19 protein-coding genes are annotated in these 14033 nt (G+C 67.4%); 10 read left to right on the top strand and 9 right to left on the bottom strand.

Annotated features, from left to right (window positions below; genetic code table 11):
• Positions 1 to 269: 269 nt before the first annotated feature.
• The gene (locus ACWCSU_RS50510) at positions 270 to 1061 is read left to right on the top strand and encodes a GntR family transcriptional regulator (protein WP_449944311.1); all 792 of its coding nucleotides are present in this window, start codon (positions 270 to 272) and stop codon (positions 1059 to 1061) included.
• 273 nt (positions 1062 to 1334) lie between these two features.
• Entirely contained in the window at positions 1335 to 1994 is a 660-nt protein-coding gene (locus tag ACWCSU_RS50505) for a YdcF family protein (RefSeq protein WP_449944308.1), read from the top strand.
• A 66-nt stretch (positions 1995 to 2060) separates the two neighbouring features.
• On the opposite strand, the gene ACWCSU_RS50500 is transcribed toward ACWCSU_RS50505, so the two are convergent.
• Together ACWCSU_RS50500 and ACWCSU_RS50495 are read right to left on the bottom strand one after the other, a co-directional pair.
• A complete protein-coding gene (locus ACWCSU_RS50500) occupies positions 2061 to 2834 on the bottom strand; it encodes a hypothetical protein (protein WP_449944305.1) in 774 nt (257 codons plus the stop codon).
• Entirely contained in the window at positions 2834 to 3595 is a 762-nt protein-coding gene (locus ACWCSU_RS50495) for a ParA family protein (RefSeq protein ID WP_449944302.1), read from the bottom strand. Before ACWCSU_RS50495 ends, ACWCSU_RS50500 begins: the two co-directional genes overlap by 1 nt.
• 419 nt (positions 3596 to 4014) lie before the next feature.
• On the opposite strand from ACWCSU_RS50495, the gene ACWCSU_RS50490 reads away from it, so the two are divergent.
• The 4 genes from ACWCSU_RS50490 (at position 4015) to ACWCSU_RS50475 (ending at position 5693) form a co-directional block, all read left to right on the top strand.
• Complete coding sequence (locus tag ACWCSU_RS50490; RefSeq protein ID WP_449944299.1) at positions 4015 to 4317, top strand: hypothetical protein; 303 nt, start codon at positions 4015 to 4017, stop codon at positions 4315 to 4317.
• Between the two features lie 277 nt (positions 4318 to 4594).
• Entirely contained in the window at positions 4595 to 4936 is a 342-nt protein-coding gene (locus tag ACWCSU_RS50485) for a hypothetical protein (protein WP_449926575.1), read from the top strand.
• Positions 4937 to 5155: 219 nt separating this feature from the next.
• On the top strand, positions 5156 to 5251 hold the full coding sequence (locus ACWCSU_RS50480; RefSeq protein ID WP_231510086.1) for a helix-turn-helix domain-containing protein: 96 nt from the start codon (positions 5156 to 5158) through the stop codon (positions 5249 to 5251).
• Between the two features lie 166 nt (positions 5252 to 5417).
• Positions 5418 to 5693: a RapZ C-terminal domain-containing protein gene (locus ACWCSU_RS50475; RefSeq protein ID WP_449944294.1), complete on the top strand. Its 276-nt coding sequence runs from the start codon at positions 5418 to 5420 to the stop codon at positions 5691 to 5693.
• A gap of 356 nt (positions 5694 to 6049) precedes the next feature.
• Here ACWCSU_RS50475 and ACWCSU_RS50470 read toward each other — a convergent pair whose 3' ends face one another.
• The 4 genes from ACWCSU_RS50470 to ACWCSU_RS50455 form a co-directional block, all read right to left on the bottom strand.
• Positions 6050 to 6211, bottom strand: coding sequence for a hypothetical protein (locus ACWCSU_RS50470; protein ID WP_449944291.1), 162 nt, complete (start codon positions 6209 to 6211; stop codon positions 6050 to 6052).
• Positions 6212 to 6239: 28 nt separating this feature from the next.
• Positions 6240 to 6419 carry a hypothetical protein gene (locus ACWCSU_RS50465; protein ID WP_449944288.1) on the bottom strand — a complete coding sequence of 60 codons (180 nt, stop codon included), beginning with the start codon at positions 6417 to 6419 and terminating at the stop codon, positions 6240 to 6242.
• Between the two features lie 67 nt (positions 6420 to 6486).
• Positions 6487 to 7632: a hypothetical protein gene (locus tag ACWCSU_RS50460; protein WP_449944286.1), complete on the bottom strand. Its 1146-nt coding sequence runs from the start codon at positions 7630 to 7632 to the stop codon at positions 6487 to 6489.
• A 263-nt stretch (positions 7633 to 7895) separates the two neighbouring features.
• Positions 7896 to 8087: a helix-turn-helix domain-containing protein gene (locus ACWCSU_RS50455; protein WP_449944283.1), complete on the bottom strand. Its 192-nt coding sequence runs from the start codon at positions 8085 to 8087 to the stop codon at positions 7896 to 7898.
• Positions 8088 to 8297: 210 nt separating this feature from the next.
• On the opposite strand from ACWCSU_RS50455, the gene ACWCSU_RS50450 reads away from it, so the two are divergent.
• Together ACWCSU_RS50450 and ACWCSU_RS50445 are read left to right on the top strand one after the other, a co-directional pair.
• Positions 8298 to 8576 (top strand): hypothetical protein, encoded by a 279-nt coding sequence (locus tag ACWCSU_RS50450; protein WP_357706138.1) that lies wholly within the window; start codon positions 8298 to 8300, stop codon positions 8574 to 8576.
• Positions 8577 to 8974: 398 nt separating this feature from the next.
• The gene (locus ACWCSU_RS50445) at positions 8975 to 9220 is read left to right on the top strand and encodes a hypothetical protein (RefSeq protein WP_449944280.1); all 246 of its coding nucleotides are present in this window, start codon (positions 8975 to 8977) and stop codon (positions 9218 to 9220) included.
• A gap of 413 nt (positions 9221 to 9633) precedes the next feature.
• On the opposite strand, the gene ACWCSU_RS50440 is transcribed toward ACWCSU_RS50445, so the two are convergent.
• Together ACWCSU_RS50440 and ACWCSU_RS50435 are read right to left on the bottom strand one after the other, a co-directional pair.
• A complete protein-coding gene (locus ACWCSU_RS50440; RefSeq protein WP_449944278.1) occupies positions 9634 to 10098 on the bottom strand; it encodes a hypothetical protein in 465 nt (154 codons plus the stop codon).
• A gap of 227 nt (positions 10099 to 10325) precedes the next feature.
• Positions 10326 to 10889 (bottom strand): recombinase family protein, encoded by a 564-nt coding sequence (locus tag ACWCSU_RS50435; protein ID WP_449944275.1) that lies wholly within the window; start codon positions 10887 to 10889, stop codon positions 10326 to 10328.
• A 1285-nt stretch (positions 10890 to 12174) separates the two neighbouring features.
• Here ACWCSU_RS50435 and ACWCSU_RS50430 point away from each other — a divergent pair.
• Positions 12175 to 12474, top strand: coding sequence for a hypothetical protein (locus ACWCSU_RS50430; protein ID WP_449944272.1), 300 nt, complete (start codon positions 12175 to 12177; stop codon positions 12472 to 12474).
• 232 nt (positions 12475 to 12706) lie between these two features.
• On the opposite strand, the gene ACWCSU_RS50425 is transcribed toward ACWCSU_RS50430, so the two are convergent.
• Positions 12707 to 12916 carry a hypothetical protein gene (locus tag ACWCSU_RS50425; RefSeq protein ID WP_449944270.1) on the bottom strand — a complete coding sequence of 70 codons (210 nt, stop codon included), beginning with the start codon at positions 12914 to 12916 and terminating at the stop codon, positions 12707 to 12709.
• A gap of 316 nt (positions 12917 to 13232) precedes the next feature.
• Between ACWCSU_RS50425 and ACWCSU_RS50420 the strand changes: the two genes are divergently transcribed.
• The gene (locus ACWCSU_RS50420; RefSeq protein ID WP_449944267.1) at positions 13233 to 13943 is read left to right on the top strand and encodes an HNH endonuclease family protein; all 711 of its coding nucleotides are present in this window, start codon (positions 13233 to 13235) and stop codon (positions 13941 to 13943) included.
• Positions 13944 to 14033 lie beyond the last annotated feature (90 nt).

Genomic DNA, 14033 nt, shown 5'->3' with positions numbered 1-14033 from the left:
GTTCCCGAAGCTGCGGCCTCTCGGTAGGCTCTGCAATCACGGGTCGTGCCTCCTCTTCTGCTGCTTGCTCGTAGCGGGGTGGATCACGGCCCTCGGGCCCTCAGCGCTGCAATCGCTGGGGGCTCCTTGCGTTTCCCTTAGAGATCCCTGAAATCGGACATCTACCGGGTTCGGCAGGGGCCTCAGAGTCTTAGGTCCGTTCAAAGGACCTATTCGCGAGTTTGGCGGGGCACTCCCCTCCTGTCAATAGGTCCGCGCTGCGGACCTTTATGATGTTGGCAAAGGAAGGAGGGGACATGCGGGTCACACCGGAGGAGATCGCCGCGTTCTACCGCCAAGCCATTTGGGGGGGCCAATACGCGACCGGATCTCAGCTACCGCGAGCCATCGACGTGGCCGCCGAGTTCGCCGCTGATCGCAAGACAGTGCTGGAGGCATACCGCCAGCTGGCGGACGAAGGACTCGTCGAGGTCAGGCGAAGGGCCGGCACCGTGGTCGTCTACAAGGCGCCGATGCGTTGGCTCGGCTCCGAACGGTATTCGCGATCTCGACGAGCCCGCGGAGTACCCGCCTTTGCTGCTGACCGAGAGGCTAGTGGGCAGGCATGGCAGCGTACGGACCAAACACCGTCCGTCCGCCGCGTAGCCGCAAGCCCTGAGGTTGGGGCCGCACTCTCTGTTCCAGTCGGAACGGAAGTCATCGAGCGTGGCCGGCTTGTGCGCGACGCAGAAGGCCGCCCAACGCAGTCACTCAAAAGCTGGTATCGCGTGAGCGAGGTGGCGAACACAGCCATCGAGACCAGCACAGTCGGCACTGCAGGCGCCGGAGGTGGGTACTCCGTACTTGATGACCTAGGTCTTGGGCCAACGGAGGTCACTGAAGAGCTGTGGCCACGCATGCCCTTGCCAGACGAAGTTGCCCTTCTGGAGCTCCCTAGCTCGGTGCCAGTGGTCGATTTCACCAGGTGGGCACGTCACAACGATCACGTGGTCGAGTACGCCCGGGGCCTCTATGTGGGGCCGCGTTTCCGCTGGACATACACCGTCCCAATCCCGGACTGAGAGGCGAGCATGGTCAAGATCCCAAACGACATGACAGCTCGATGGGCGAGTGCCGAAACAGAGCTGAAGAACGCTCTTCGAAACAGGCAGCGACCTGGATTCTCAGACGAACTGCACCAGCTTTCCGCCCGGGTCCGGGCAGCGCACGACAGGATGTCGGAGATCTACGACGAACTCGGTTCGCTACCTGACCTCCCTGCCCCTCTCGCGGCAGCCGCTGCAACTGCGCGGGCTCATCACCAGGGCCTATCCGCGCGACCTCACGACCACGAGATGGAGGCAGCGACTCTCCCGCCAGCGATCCGCGACGACGTGGCGACCCTTTGGGCGTACCACCAGATGGGCCACCAACTCCGGCCCGTCGACGTCGGCATCGGCCTGGGGAGCCACGACCTAGGCGTGGCCACGTACGCGGCCCAGCTCTGGAAGCAGGCGATTTTTCCGCTGATCGTGTTCACGGGCGCGAACGCCCCAACCACGAAGGCGCGCTTTCCTCGTGGTGAGGCTGTCCATTACCGCGAGCATGCCCGTTCCCTAGGCGTTCCAGATGAGGCGATCCTGGTCGAACCCGCCGCAACCAACACCGGCGAGAACCTCACCTTCACGCGGGAACTGCTGGCCGGTCAGGGGATCACCCCGCGCTCGATCATGCTCATCAGCCGCCCTTACCAGCAGCGCCGGGCCTACGCCACATGCCGGAAGCTCTGGCCTGAGGTAGAGGTGATCTGCAGCTCTCTCCCCTTGACTATCGACGACTACGTGGCCTCGATCGGCGATCCCAATCGCGTCGTAAACATGTTGGTCGGTGACACCCAGCGCATCGAGCTGTATGCCGAGCGCGGCTTCGCGATTTCGCAACCCATGCCCGAGGACGTGCGCGAGGCTTACCGCAGGCTCGTGGAACGCGGATACACCCAGCGCCTTGTCGCATAGGAGCTGGACAAGTTCAGAATGAACGACGAAGGGGACCTCGATGCAGTCGAGGCCCCCTTCGCCTTGTCAGCGCTCTTGGAACACGCTGCGTTCGATCTCGTCTAGCAGCATCCGTAGTTCCGTGAGGGTCTGGCGGACTTCCTCCGGACGAGCTCTGGCGGCGCTGCGGAGGGTGTCGCGCTTGGCCACACGTTGCAGGATGGCGCGTAGCCGGCCAGTCTCGGCGGCGAAGCTCTCCACCGCATCGGTCTCGGTGGTGGAACTCCCCTCAGCTCCAAGTTGGGCGAGGTACGCGCGGATGTGCTTGACCGCCTCGGCGGAATCAAAGTCTCCATCGGGGAGAGCGTCAACCGCTCCCTTCAAGACTGCCGCAGTGACCTGGACGCCGTCGGCCTCGATGACCGCCTGGTACACGGTGACGGCCGCGTCGTCGCCGTGATGCGCAGCCACCGGCAGCAGTTCCCGAACCTGCCCTTCGCTCGGCTCCTTGGTGCCAATTGGCACCAGACGCTCGGCGAGGGGCCAGGCCCGGATGAGTCGATTGGCGTAACTGCGCCCCATGTCCCAGCGCTGTTCGCAGTAGTCCTCGAACGAGGGGTAGTCAGCGCGGTACAGGCGGGCATCCCTGATCACCTGGAGGGCCTTGCCGGCGGCCCAGTAGGCGATGCGTAGGTTGTGGATTGCGGTTTCGCAGGCTGCCAGGTCGTCCCGCTCGACGTCGATCAGGTTGGTGCTGTCCCCCAGGGCCTCATAGGGGGCTGGCAGGGCCAGGGCCATCTCGCTGGCGAGCTTGGGGGCGTGCTGGTGGGCGACGGGATCCTCGCCTCGACGGCGTCCCATCAGATGCTCACCCCATCCACGGCGAGGGCCAGCTTGTAGAAGTCCTCCTTGGCACGGAGCGCCGTACCGGAGGGCTGGTACTGGGTGACGACCAGGCCCTTCTCCGCCGCGTTGGTGTGGATCTTGTATTTGCGGATCGGCTGAGGGGCACGGGGATAGCCGTGGTCATCGATCCACGCGTTCACCTTCAGTAGATCTTCCTCGCCGTCGCGTGCGTCCCAGCGGTTGACCACGACCAGGAAGGGGATGCCGCGAGGGCGGAGGACGCGCTCGATGGTGTATTCGGTGGGGTCGTAGGTGAGCCACTCCGGGTTCATCGGCACGATGGCGCGGTCAGTGATGGCCAAGAGGGCGCGCAGGGCGTCTGCTGCCGCGCCGTGGCCCAGGGGATCCCTGCTGCGGGTGGCGTTGGGGTCGACGTCCATGAAGCCGGGGCAGTCCACGATGATGCGGCGTACGAGCGGGTCCTGCTTGAGTTTCGGCAGGAGGTCGTTGTTGCCCTGGGTGGAGAGGTAGTCGAACGGCAAGCGCTCCTCGGCGACGCGGTCGGCCCACTTCTCCATGGAACCCTGCGGGTCGATGCCCGCCGCGACGACTGGAGCGTCTTCGCCTTCCGGGTTGGGTCGGGTGTTCTCTCCGACGACGGCCGCAAGGTTCACGGTGATCGTGGACTTTCCCACACCGCCCTTTTGGCTAATGACAGCGTCAACGATCGCGCCGTGCGCCTTGGCCTCTTCAGCTTGCTGCAGGGCAGCAGACATTGTTCCTCCGTGGCTTCCCATGGTTCTGGTACTCGGATGCTCATCAAGAGTGCCAGAGGCGGGAGGAGAGAAGCGGAAGGACACTCTGCCGGGGCACGTCAGTGCGGTGTTCCAGCAACGAAAAGCGTTCGCCGCGACTTGCCAAAGCGGAGAGACAGAAGCCTCCGCCGGACGGTAGGGCAGGGCACATGGATATCGCAGGACTGGCCGACGCTGGAATCCTCACTCGCCAGCAGGCCGAGTCAGGCGCAGCCCAGGCCCCCTCCGAAGGGGACGATGCTGCTTCCGACGCGGCCATCCCGCCGGGTGCTGCCTCACAGTCGCCTGCGGAGGGAGATCAACCTGACACGTTCCCTGTCGGGGTCTACCTGCTGCCCGCCGTCATTCAGGCGGCCAGCCGCCGACGCCGCTCGCGTCGCGTGGACAACTACCAGCTGGTGGTCGAGGCCATCGACGCGTTGCGCGCTGAGCTGCCCGGCCTGGTCGCGCGCAGGCACGCGGGTCCGGTGCAACGCGAGGACAGCTTGTTCCCGCCCCGGCAGGGCGCGTCGACCACGGCGGCCGCCGCGCGGGATGGCCGCCGCCGTCTGTGGTCCTTCCAGGCCACCGAGGCGGACACGAACGTCATCGACGACCTGGTGGACGCCACGGGAGCCCGCTCCCGCAGCGAGCTCATCAGCTGCGCCTTGGAGGCTCACTTGCTGCCTCGCCGCCGCCGGTGAACGTCGCACCGTCTGTTGTGGAAGCACGCCTCCGGCGTAGGTAGGGGTGCTGGTAAGAACCGAGTCACACGCCCCAAACGCGCGGCATCGTCGCGGGTCAGGGGTCTGAGGAACATCGGTAGCAACGGTGCAGGAAACAACGGATATCCAGAGAATGATCATGGTTCTGAGCTGTCGTCTGGTCAGGGAGTCCTCCAAACGAGTGGGTGTGCACACATCGGCGCGGGGGAAGATCACTGCTGGTCGGCAAGTGGTCGACCGGGGAGAGGAGTTACACATGCCTGAAGAGCAGAAACCAAACTCGAAGGGCCCGGCGAAGGTTCAGATTCCGGTCCCCACGGACCGCAACCTGATCCCCGCATCCGAGGTCAAGCCCGAGGACATGGGCACGCTCAGCCTGCAATACGTGGACGGCGTGCCTCGAATCGTCGTCAGCGGGGGAAAGGTGATCCCCGCACAGATTCAGGTTGTCGACTCCAGCCAAGGGCCACTGGGCGCCTATAGCGCCGGACCCTCCGTTGGGGGCGAAGCCCGCCTTGGCGCCTTCGGGTGGCTCGCCGGAAGCTACATGGAAGAAAACGCATTCCCCAACGCCGGCCTCAGCGACCAGTGGCGATAACCAAGCGCGGTCGGCACCGCCCCCGTAGGGGTGCCACCGGTCGGGTCGCCCCGGGCTGAGACGCCCGGGGCGACCCGACCGGTGGCACCAGGAACCCCACCAACACCCGCCGCACCCACGCCACACGGGCCCTCTAACGATCTCTAGCGCCCTCTACCAGGCACTACCCGAGCACTTGGCAGGTTTCTCCGGTATCCCGGCGGTCTCCCCGCTAAGGCGGTGCGCTTCGCGACGCTCGCCGCGCTCTGCGAGGTACTCAAGTGCCAGCCGGGCGACCTGCTGCGCTGGGAGGCCGAGGACGCCGCGGGCGGATGACGTGCCCCAGAGCGGGCGTGAAAACGCCTGGCACCACCGGCCTGTGGATCTCGGTCGGGATACTGGTCACGTGCAGTCACCTGCGACGATGCCGCTCGTTTGGGGCGCGTGACTCGGTTCTTACCAGCACCCCAGGTAGCAAAGCGCCTCCCGAGAGGATTCCGGGGTGTCCACCGTCCGGCTGCTACCTGCTACCGGCCGCGACGAACGCGTCCAGCAGATCGTGCTCGGCACGCCCGGCGCCGCCGAGCTGGTCGACAACCTGGTGGCGTACGCGATGCTGCCCGCGGGCCCGCGCTCCATCGCCATTGGATGTGCCGGCGGCAAACACCGCGCGGCCAGCCTGGTCGAGGTCCTGGCCGCCCGGCTGCGCGAGCACGGCCAGGTGGTCGACGTCGACCACCGGCACGCGCACCTGCCCCGGGTGCTGACCCAGAAGTAGGGCGTCCGGGACCGTCGCTACCGGCCCCGGACGCCTCCAGCATCCAACCATCAGCACCGCCGAGATCCCCCGGCCCCCCTTGAACTGCGAGGGGGGCCGGGGGATCTCTCCGTGCGCGGCTCTCCCCGACCAGGACCGGGGGTTTCCGGACTTTCCCGACAGGTCCACGCGCGCGTACGCGAGGGGAGTTTCGGGACTTTCCGGCCCGGCTTACGCGCGGGCGCGCGCGAGGCCGGAGATGTTTGGTCGCTCGCCGGCGACCGGCGGCCGCCGTGGCGTAAGTCGTCCGGGACAGACACGGACGTGGGGCCGGGTGCTTCCGGCAGCGGCCTTCCCTGCTTCCGGAAGCACCCCCGCTAGCACCCCAAACCACGCCCTGAATAGGCGCCATCCAGGTCGAGGATGCCGCCGTTGCGGGCGGCGGCCGGGTCGCGCAGGCGCCGGCGGACATCTTCGACGCGGTCGGCCTCGGGCGGCGGGCCGTGCAGGTAGCCGAACGAGATCAGGGTGAGTGCCATGGTGGTGCTCCTTCCTGGGGTGGGGTGGTCAGCGCTGCCGGGACTGCTGGCGTTCGGTCTCGGCGAGCGCGGCGTCGAGCTCATACAGCCGGTTACGGTCGGCGTCTGGGAGTCCCCGGAACTCGGGGCTGGCCAGGAACTCGGTCTGGGCCTCGGGCTTGAGTTTGCGCAGTAGCGCCACGGCGATGCGGTCGATGTCTCCGTTCATGTCGGTCTCTCCTTCTGCAGGCCGGGGCCCTTCCCCGGCCTGACGTCTCAAGGGGGCGTTCGGCTGGTCAGGCCGGGGTGTCGCGCTGGCGCAGCAGCGCCAGGAGTTCGCCGGCGCGGGCGTCGGCGGCCTCGGCGCGCTGGACGGCCTCCCGGGCCGACGCCTCCGCGGTGGTCCTGGCCGCCTCCAGCGCGGCGGCCCGGGTCTCGGCGACCTCCGCCCGCGCCGTGGCGGCCTGGGCCGCGGACTGCGCGTCGGCCAGCTGGCCGCGCGTCTCCTCCAGGCGGCGCGCGGCGGCGGCCAGGTCCTCGCGCTGCCGGGCCGTCTCCTCAGCATGCTGCCGGCGAACCTGGTCCAGCTCGGCGCGCAGGCGGTCGACCTCGGCACGGGCTTGGGCGGCGGCGGTCTCGGCGGCGCTCTTGGCCTCCTCCAGCCCGGCGGCCTGCGTGCGGGCGACGGCCAGGTCCTTACCGAGCTCCCGGTTCGCCTTGGTCAGCTCCTGGTTGCTGCGCTGCAGCTGCTCGGCGCGCTCCCACTCCTTCTGCTGTTCCTGCTGGGCGTGGACGGCGGCGGCGGTCTGGCCGGCGGCCTTGCTCTCGGCGGCCGACCGCGCTGCCTCGTGCTCGACGGCCCGCGTCCAGGCCGCATTCACCTGACGCTCGCGCTCAGTGTCGGCGTCACGGGCCATCCGCTCGGCGACGCGTTTGGCCTCCATGGCCTGCTCACGCTCTCGCCCGGCGGCGGCCGCGGCCCGTACGGCGCGGTCGCGCTCGCCCTCGGCGGTAGCGGCCTTGGCCAGGGCGTCAGCGGCCTCCTGCTCCGCCTGGCGGACGCGGGCCAGCGCGCCGTCACGGACGGCAGACAGGGCCTCGCCGTGGCTCTGCAGAGCGCGCTGGACGTCGGCCAGGCCCGCACTGAGCGCGCTGGTCGCGGTCAGCACCGGGGCGGCGGCCGCGTCGAACAGGTCCAGCGCCCCGTCGATGCCGGCGGCGTGCGCGGCCTTCCGCTCCTCCTGAGCCTTCTGCTTGCAGGTCTTGCCGTCCTCCCACACCCGGTCGGGCGGCCCGCAGTACTCCCGGGGCCGCCCCGAGCCCGTGTAGACGATCCGCCGGTCGCATCGGCTGTATCCGCAGGCCCGGCCGGGCCCGTTGCCGGGGTCACTCCCGGCGTCGTCGCTGGTGGCGGGGCCGTCCCCGCTGGTCATCTCTGCCATGTCCCCACCCTACTAGTTTCGTTTCGTTGTATCTATAAATTGTTTCTTGATTTTCGATACTCATAACTAACGGATCTAGATAAAGATCATTTATCGATTCGCGCCCTCATTCCCCTCCAGTGGGCACCGCAGGGGGCTGGGGGTTCCTTTCCTGCCGGGGAGGGGACCTCTCTGGGCCACACGCAAAAGGGCCTCCCGTGCCCGGCGGGTCGGCGGCACAGAAGGCCCTTGGTAGGGACGGTGGGGGGCAATGGGCGGGGGGCCTACGACTCCTTGGCGACGTCGGCGAGCGTCTTGTGGACGACGCCGACCGAGACGCCGACGCCGGCGGCGATGGTGCGGATGGATTCGCCGCGCTCGCGGCGGGCGAGGATCGCGGCGCGCTTGTCGTCGTCGACCACGGGGCCGCTGCCGGCCGGCCGGTGGTCGAGCCTGGACGAGCCTGTCCGAGTCACTGTTGGACACCTCGGCTTCATGGCTTTGCTGACTCGCATGGCGCCCAACCGGGCCCCGATACCAGTCATAGTTCCGGAAGCTCAGCCGCTGGATGCCAGCGGATGGAGAGAGGGGTTCATGTGCGTTCCCACCTACGCGCGACCATAGTCATGGCGGCTTTCGCCGCGCTAGCCACAGGTGTCTTGGCGACTCCGGCCGCCGCTGACGGTGTGCGGACCGATCGGGCGGGTGACTCCGGTGCGGCCCGCATGGTCGGTGAGTGCACCGATCCGGGATTCGTCGGCGCGATCCGCTTCCGCAACCCGCTGGGGCTGTACGACGTGGACTGCATCCGGCCCGAGAGCGTCCGCTATCCCGGGCCGGTCTTCGTCACCCACTGCAAGCCCACCAACGGCGGGCGGCTCAACCTGCACATGCCCGGCGGCGAGGTGCTCGAATGTCCTGCCACCGTCTACCGGGACGCCATCGGGTACAGCGCCTGGGCCTGACCGGGCTCTATGCCGCCCCACCCGCCAGGCATGGGAGGCGCTCCTGGCGCTGCCCAAGGCGGGCGCCACCCTGAAGTTCTGGAAGTCCGACCGGTGGGGCCGCTCAGCGGGGCACGTGCTGACCGGTCTTGGCCGCGGCCGCGGCCGGAGCCGCCGAGGTCCTCGCCCTCAACGTCGAGGACCTCGACCTGGAGCACCGGCACGCCCCGTCCGCTCCAAGGGCCGCTCGCGCAGGTAGTCGACACTTTCGGCGATGTCTGCGGCATTCCGGCAAAGGTGCGGTGAGCGCCCGGCACCGTCAGAGGCGATTCCAGGCAACTTGTTACGACAATGACACTCTAAGTAGCGAACGGGTGAAGCGCGTCGCTCTTGGAGAGCGACAGTTAAGGGGAACCGACATGCGAAAGATCATCGCCGTCGCTGCTGCCGTCGTCGCGGTGGCCGGAGGGCTTGCCATAGGAAGTGCCGCGCACGCCGACGGGTGGGAAGGTCCGATCGATTCCTGGACCAGGTGGCCCATCGAGCGCGCCTATGCCATCTGCGACAGCACCGGCAGGATCGGTGTGCAGAACGGCATCTACCGCACCTACAAGTGCGAAGAGGACGGCTTCTTCACGGTCTACCTGTACGTGCACCGCCGATAGGGGCGCGTCCGACTCGTCGCCGGCCTGCCCCGACACGGGCGGGGACGGGACAACGCTGGGCCAAGAACAGCGGTCCGTGCGTGCGCGCGCTGCCGTCGGGCAGGCGCGGCAGCCGGGGCAGCAGGTGGGCGGTGCCGGAGTCCCAGTAGACCCATTGGACGGCGCCGCTCGCCCGCGACCCGCTGAGGGGAATGATCAGGCTGGCCTACGGGCGGAACCCGTCGATGCCGGCCGCGACCGGGTCGGGGGCGGGCGCGAGGTACTCGGCGACGGCCCGGCGGGCCCAGGCGGTCACGTCGGGGGCCCGCTCCGCTTCGATCTCGGGAACGGCTCAGTACCCAGCCGGTGCGTCACGTCACAACAGGGCCTCCCTTGCCCGGTCCCGGACGAGGGAGGCCCTGGCAGGAACGGCCTTAGAAGCCGGGGGCCACCCAGTGGGCCATGACTCCGGTGCGTCCGTCGGAGTTGCTGGCGACGGCAGCGGTGCCGGCCTGTCCGATGCGGAAGCCGTGGAGGGTGACGACGTCCCCTGCGGCGAAGGTGTGCAGGAATGTCTGTCCGGCGGTGTTCTGGCTTCCGTGCGCCGGGCTCTGGATGCCGGTCACTGCCTCACTGCCGGGGATGACGGCGCCGTTCTTGAAGATGGCCGTATGGACGAACAGTGCGTTCGCGCTGCTGGTCACGGCGAGCATGGGGCGGGCGTTGTAGGAGACCTCCCATACGCCGGGGAAGGGGATCTTGAGTTCCGGGACCTCGGAGATCCGCTCGTAGACGCGGTCGGCGCCGTTGATGGTGTGGCTGAAGTTGAGCGGGTCAGTCTGGAGCCAGGTTGAGCCACCCGTGGTGTTGGCGGCGGGGGTGGTGGGATTGCTTGGCATGGCTACCTCCCGATCGGGGGCGGAGACGGCAGAGGAAGGGGCGCCGTCTGTGAAGCAACACCCAGAAGATACGATTAGTAGTTGGCTGATTACAATCCGTTGACTTGACTGACTGTGCACGTTACACCGGACGTATCGGCATTCGCCCTCCCGAGAGCCCAGATCGTTAGGTGCTGTCACGCCGCTTCCCCCACGCAAGCTGGCATTTCTGCAGTCCCCGGGACGGCCTACGACTCCTTGGCGCCTGCGAGGGTCTTGTGGACGACGCCGATAGAGACGTTGACGCCGGCGGCGATGGTGCGGATGGACTCCCCGCGCTGACGGCGGGCGAGGATGGCGGCGCGTTTGTCGTCGTCGACCACCGGGGGTCGGCCGCCGACCCGGCCGCGACGGCGGGCCGCCTCCAGGCCGTTCTTGGTCTTGCGGACGATGTCACGGCGCCGGTCCTCCGACAGGGCCAGGGCCAGATCGAGAATCAGGGAGCGCTCGGTGTGCTCGCCGGCCGCGATGCCCTCCAGCACCTTGACCGCGATACCGCGCTGGAACAGGTCGTTGAGGACGATGAGCCCTTCCAGGAGATTGCGGCCGAGCCGGTCGACCTCCTGGACGGTCAGCATGTCCCCGTCTCGCAGGTAGGAGAGCGCCTCCAGCAGTGCGGGCCGGTCGTCGGTGGCGAGCTTGCCGCTGATCTTCTCCTCGAACACCTTCAGGCAGATCGGGTCGAGGGCGTCGTGCTGGCGTTGGGTCTTCTGCTTGTCGGTGCTGACTCGGACCAGGCCGATGAGCGCCACGGGGTGGCCGCCTTCCGTTCATCAAACGTCATGCGTGAAGAATCTGAACAGTAACAGGTTCCGGCCGAAAATGAACGGCAAAATGAACACCCAAACCGGACACGACACCCGGCGGCCCTCGTCCGGCGGGACTTCCGGCGCGTGTTCGGCAAACGGTCGTTAGATGAACACGTCGGACCGCTACGGCCCGGCTATCGCGCCGGATCCTCGGGTTCCATAAATCCGACCGCGAACGGGGAAGATCCTCACAGTTCGGCCTCTGCGGATTGGCAGTTCAACGTGCAAGTGTTCCCCTACACCTGTCGCGTGGCCCTTGCACCGCCCGGCCCCAAGCTCGCGGGGTAGAGTGCTAAATGGATGAACATGTTCACGCGATGAACTTGTTCATGGCCGGCCTCTTGTGGGCTGGCAGCAGAGAGCCCCGGGCCAGTCTGTCTCGACCTGATCCCGGGGCCTCGTCACGGCCGCGTCAGCAACCAGACGCACAGGCAGGGCCTTGGTGTGCTGTCACCAGGCCCTGCCGACGTGCTCCAGCAGCCAGGGGACGTAGGCCAGATACACCTCGATGAGGAGTACCAGCACGTCCGCCGGCCGCGGCCGCCAATTGTCACCGCCCATAGCTTCCTTCCCGATGCCCAAACCCTCACCAGGGCGAGGGTCCGGGGGTAGGTCCCCCGCCGGCGGCGGGATCTACCTGAACGCATCGGAACGCTCGGACGACAACTTGGAAATGCATCGCCAGCCTAGGCCAGCGCGACCTTTCCCGTGCGTACGAAGTGAGTCCCGGCTTGTGCGCCAAGCGGGTGTGTGCCGCACACGGGCGGCAGTATGCGGAAATGTGCGGTACTACGCGGTAATACGCGGAATTTTAGTCAACTACTTCTGTGATACAGATCACAGCCATGTTTTGCCTGATCAACTGACCTAACTGACCTATGGGCAGGCCCCAGAATTTGTCGGAGCCGCGGAGGGCGTCAAACGGGACGGCATGAAAGCGCAGTTCAGGCGGAGGTTCCACAAATCCGACCGCGATGAGGAAGATCGCCGTGCGGAAACACGATGACGGCGGGGGCCCGCCGAGCCTCTTCCATGCGACCACTTCGGGACAACCCCTCAAGGGCGGATGCCTGCACGACGCCATGGGCGCACCTGTGGCGGCAGACATTCCTCACTATCGCGAGACATCACTCTCTGAATTTATATAAGTACTTTCAGTAGCAGGCGTCGGGATTTGATCACATTGCACAAACCCGCTGCCGCACCTCTCACCAGAAGGAGCCACTGCATGAGCATGATTCAGACCGGCGTCCTGGATCTGGACTCCACCCACCCCGTGGCCACCACCGGCGGCGACACCTCTACCTTCACCCAGGTGACATTCCCGACCCCGTTCCCCGCAGGGTCACGCGTGATCGTCATCCCCTTCGTACAGACCTTCAACGGCCCCGAGACTCCCGGCCTCAGGATCGCGGACGTGACCCCCCAGGGCTTCCGGATCCGCATCAACGAGATCCTCGCCGGCGCCGTCAAGAGCGACGGACACCACACCCGCGAGACCATCGGCTGGCTGGCCACCACCGTCTGACTCCGACCAAGCCTCCGAAACATGCAGCGCGACCCAAGACTGAAGCTCTAGACCTAGAGGCCGCCCCTCTAGGTCTAGAGGCTTCTCTAGAGCCAAAAATGCACCCTGACCAGGTATCTAGGACCTAGACCCTGCTCCAGCGGGACCGGCTGCCATCCGGCAACGCCGCGTTCGACCGGGTCGTCGCGGGCGCGCGTGTGCCTGTCCGCGAAGTCCGCGAACCGCTGGGAGATCAGACCTCGTCTTCCGCCTCGGCAGCGTTCAGCATGGCCATCACCTCGTCCATGTGAGCCAGTCCGACAGCGAAGATCGCGTCGTGGATGCTGGTCTTGAGCCATTCCCGTCCGGTGGTCACGGCGATCTGGATCCGTGCGTTCTCGGCGGTGGCGGCGGTCTTGTCGCTGACGAGCAGACGCGGGACTGCGGGCCGTTTGGGTGTCATGCTCCAACTCCTCATGCCGACTCCGGTGGAGGTGGCTCGCCTATGGCAAGGCCATGCCGCATGTCAGCATGCTCATGCTCCCGGAGCGACAGGGCGGGAATCACCCAAAGCCCAGTTCAGCGAGGGCTCTCCTTCGGGCGCTGATGGCGAGTTGCAGCCGAGGAGCGGCCGAAGAGCCGCACGCCCCGCCGGCCGATCCGCATGGTGGCACTGGGGGCACATGAGTGTTCCTGCAACGCCAGAGACGTCACCTCACCTCGCATGATTACTTAGCGCTCTAGATCACTACACTAGGTAATTGCAGAGGTGGGTACACGTGCATCTCCCCCCGCGGCCTGCGGCACTCCTTGCCGGCGCATTCCTCGTCATCACCGCCGCCATCACCACCGCGGCCCCCGCCACCGCCGCGGCAGCGCCCTCAGGTGGCACCGCCACGGCGTCCCGAGCACTGGCCGCACCGCCGCCACTGCTGCACCAGGCCGTCGCAGACCTGCCTATCGCGGCCGAGAGCCGTGACGGCTACAAGCGCACGAGCTTCAAGCACTGGGTCGACGCCGACGGCAACGGATGCTCAGCCCGCTACGAGGTGCTCATCTCCGAGGCCATCGACGCCCCCACGGTGGGCGCGCAGTGCAAGCTGACCGGTGGCGCCTGGTACAGCTACTACGACGACACCGTCGTCGACGACGCCGGCAAACTCGACGTCGACCACCTCGTCCCCCTGGCAGAGGCATGGGACTCGGGCGCCTCCGGCTGGGACGCCGCCCGGCGCGAGGCGTACGCCAACTACCTGGACGCTCCCGAGCATCTGATCGCGGTCACCGCCCGCTCCAACAGGAGCAAGGCCGATAAGGACCCGGCCGACTGGCTCCCCATCGACGCCGTCCGCTGCCGCTACATCACCGAGTGGACCGCGATCAAACGGCACTGGGGCCTGTCCGCCGACCAGCGAGAGAAGGACACGCTGACGTCTATCGCCGCCGCCTGCCCCAACGCGCCGCTGCCCGTGCCGTCAGCCCAGCCCTAGCAGCGGCCACCGAAGCCCACGAACTGCTGGGGTGACTGCTGAGGACCGGTGGCTGCCGGGGGATCGTAGGCACTTCCTGGCGGGCGGCGG

It is taken from the genome of Nonomuraea sp. NPDC001699 (assembly GCF_053596455.1).
Note: the sequence above shows the minus strand (reverse complement) of the source record. Positions and strands in the feature narration are given on the sequence as shown.

Bases quoted from the DNA above. Each gene is read 5' to 3' on its own strand.
- ACWCSU_RS50510 (WP_449944311.1), top strand. From the start codon at position 270: ATGATGTTGGCAAAGGAAGGAGGGGACATGCGGGTCACACCGGAGGAG.
- ACWCSU_RS50505 (WP_449944308.1), top strand. From the start codon at position 1,335: ATGGAGGCAGCGACTCTCCCGCCAGCGATCCGCGACGACGTGGCGACC.
- ACWCSU_RS50500 (WP_449944305.1), bottom strand. From the start codon at position 2,834: ATGGGACGCCGTCGAGGCGAGGATCCCGTCGCCCACCAGCACGCCCCC.
- ACWCSU_RS50495 (WP_449944302.1), bottom strand. From the start codon at position 3,595: ATGTCTGCTGCCCTGCAGCAAGCTGAAGAGGCCAAGGCGCACGGCGCG.
- ACWCSU_RS50485 (WP_449926575.1), top strand. From the start codon at position 4,595: ATGCCTGAAGAGCAGAAACCAAACTCGAAGGGCCCGGCGAAGGTTCAG.
- ACWCSU_RS50470 (WP_449944291.1), bottom strand. From the start codon at position 6,211: ATGGCACTCACCCTGATCTCGTTCGGCTACCTGCACGGCCCGCCGCCC.
- ACWCSU_RS50465 (WP_449944288.1), bottom strand. From the start codon at position 6,419: ATGAACGGAGACATCGACCGCATCGCCGTGGCGCTACTGCGCAAACTC.
- ACWCSU_RS50460 (WP_449944286.1), bottom strand. From the start codon at position 7,632: ATGGCAGAGATGACCAGCGGGGACGGCCCCGCCACCAGCGACGACGCC.
- ACWCSU_RS50445 (WP_449944280.1), top strand. From the start codon at position 8,975: ATGCGAAAGATCATCGCCGTCGCTGCTGCCGTCGTCGCGGTGGCCGGA.
- ACWCSU_RS50440 (WP_449944278.1), bottom strand. From the start codon at position 10,098: ATGCCAAGCAATCCCACCACCCCCGCCGCCAACACCACGGGTGGCTCA.
- ACWCSU_RS50430 (WP_449944272.1), top strand. From the start codon at position 12,175: ATGAGCATGATTCAGACCGGCGTCCTGGATCTGGACTCCACCCACCCC.
- ACWCSU_RS50425 (WP_449944270.1), bottom strand. From the start codon at position 12,916: ATGACACCCAAACGGCCCGCAGTCCCGCGTCTGCTCGTCAGCGACAAG.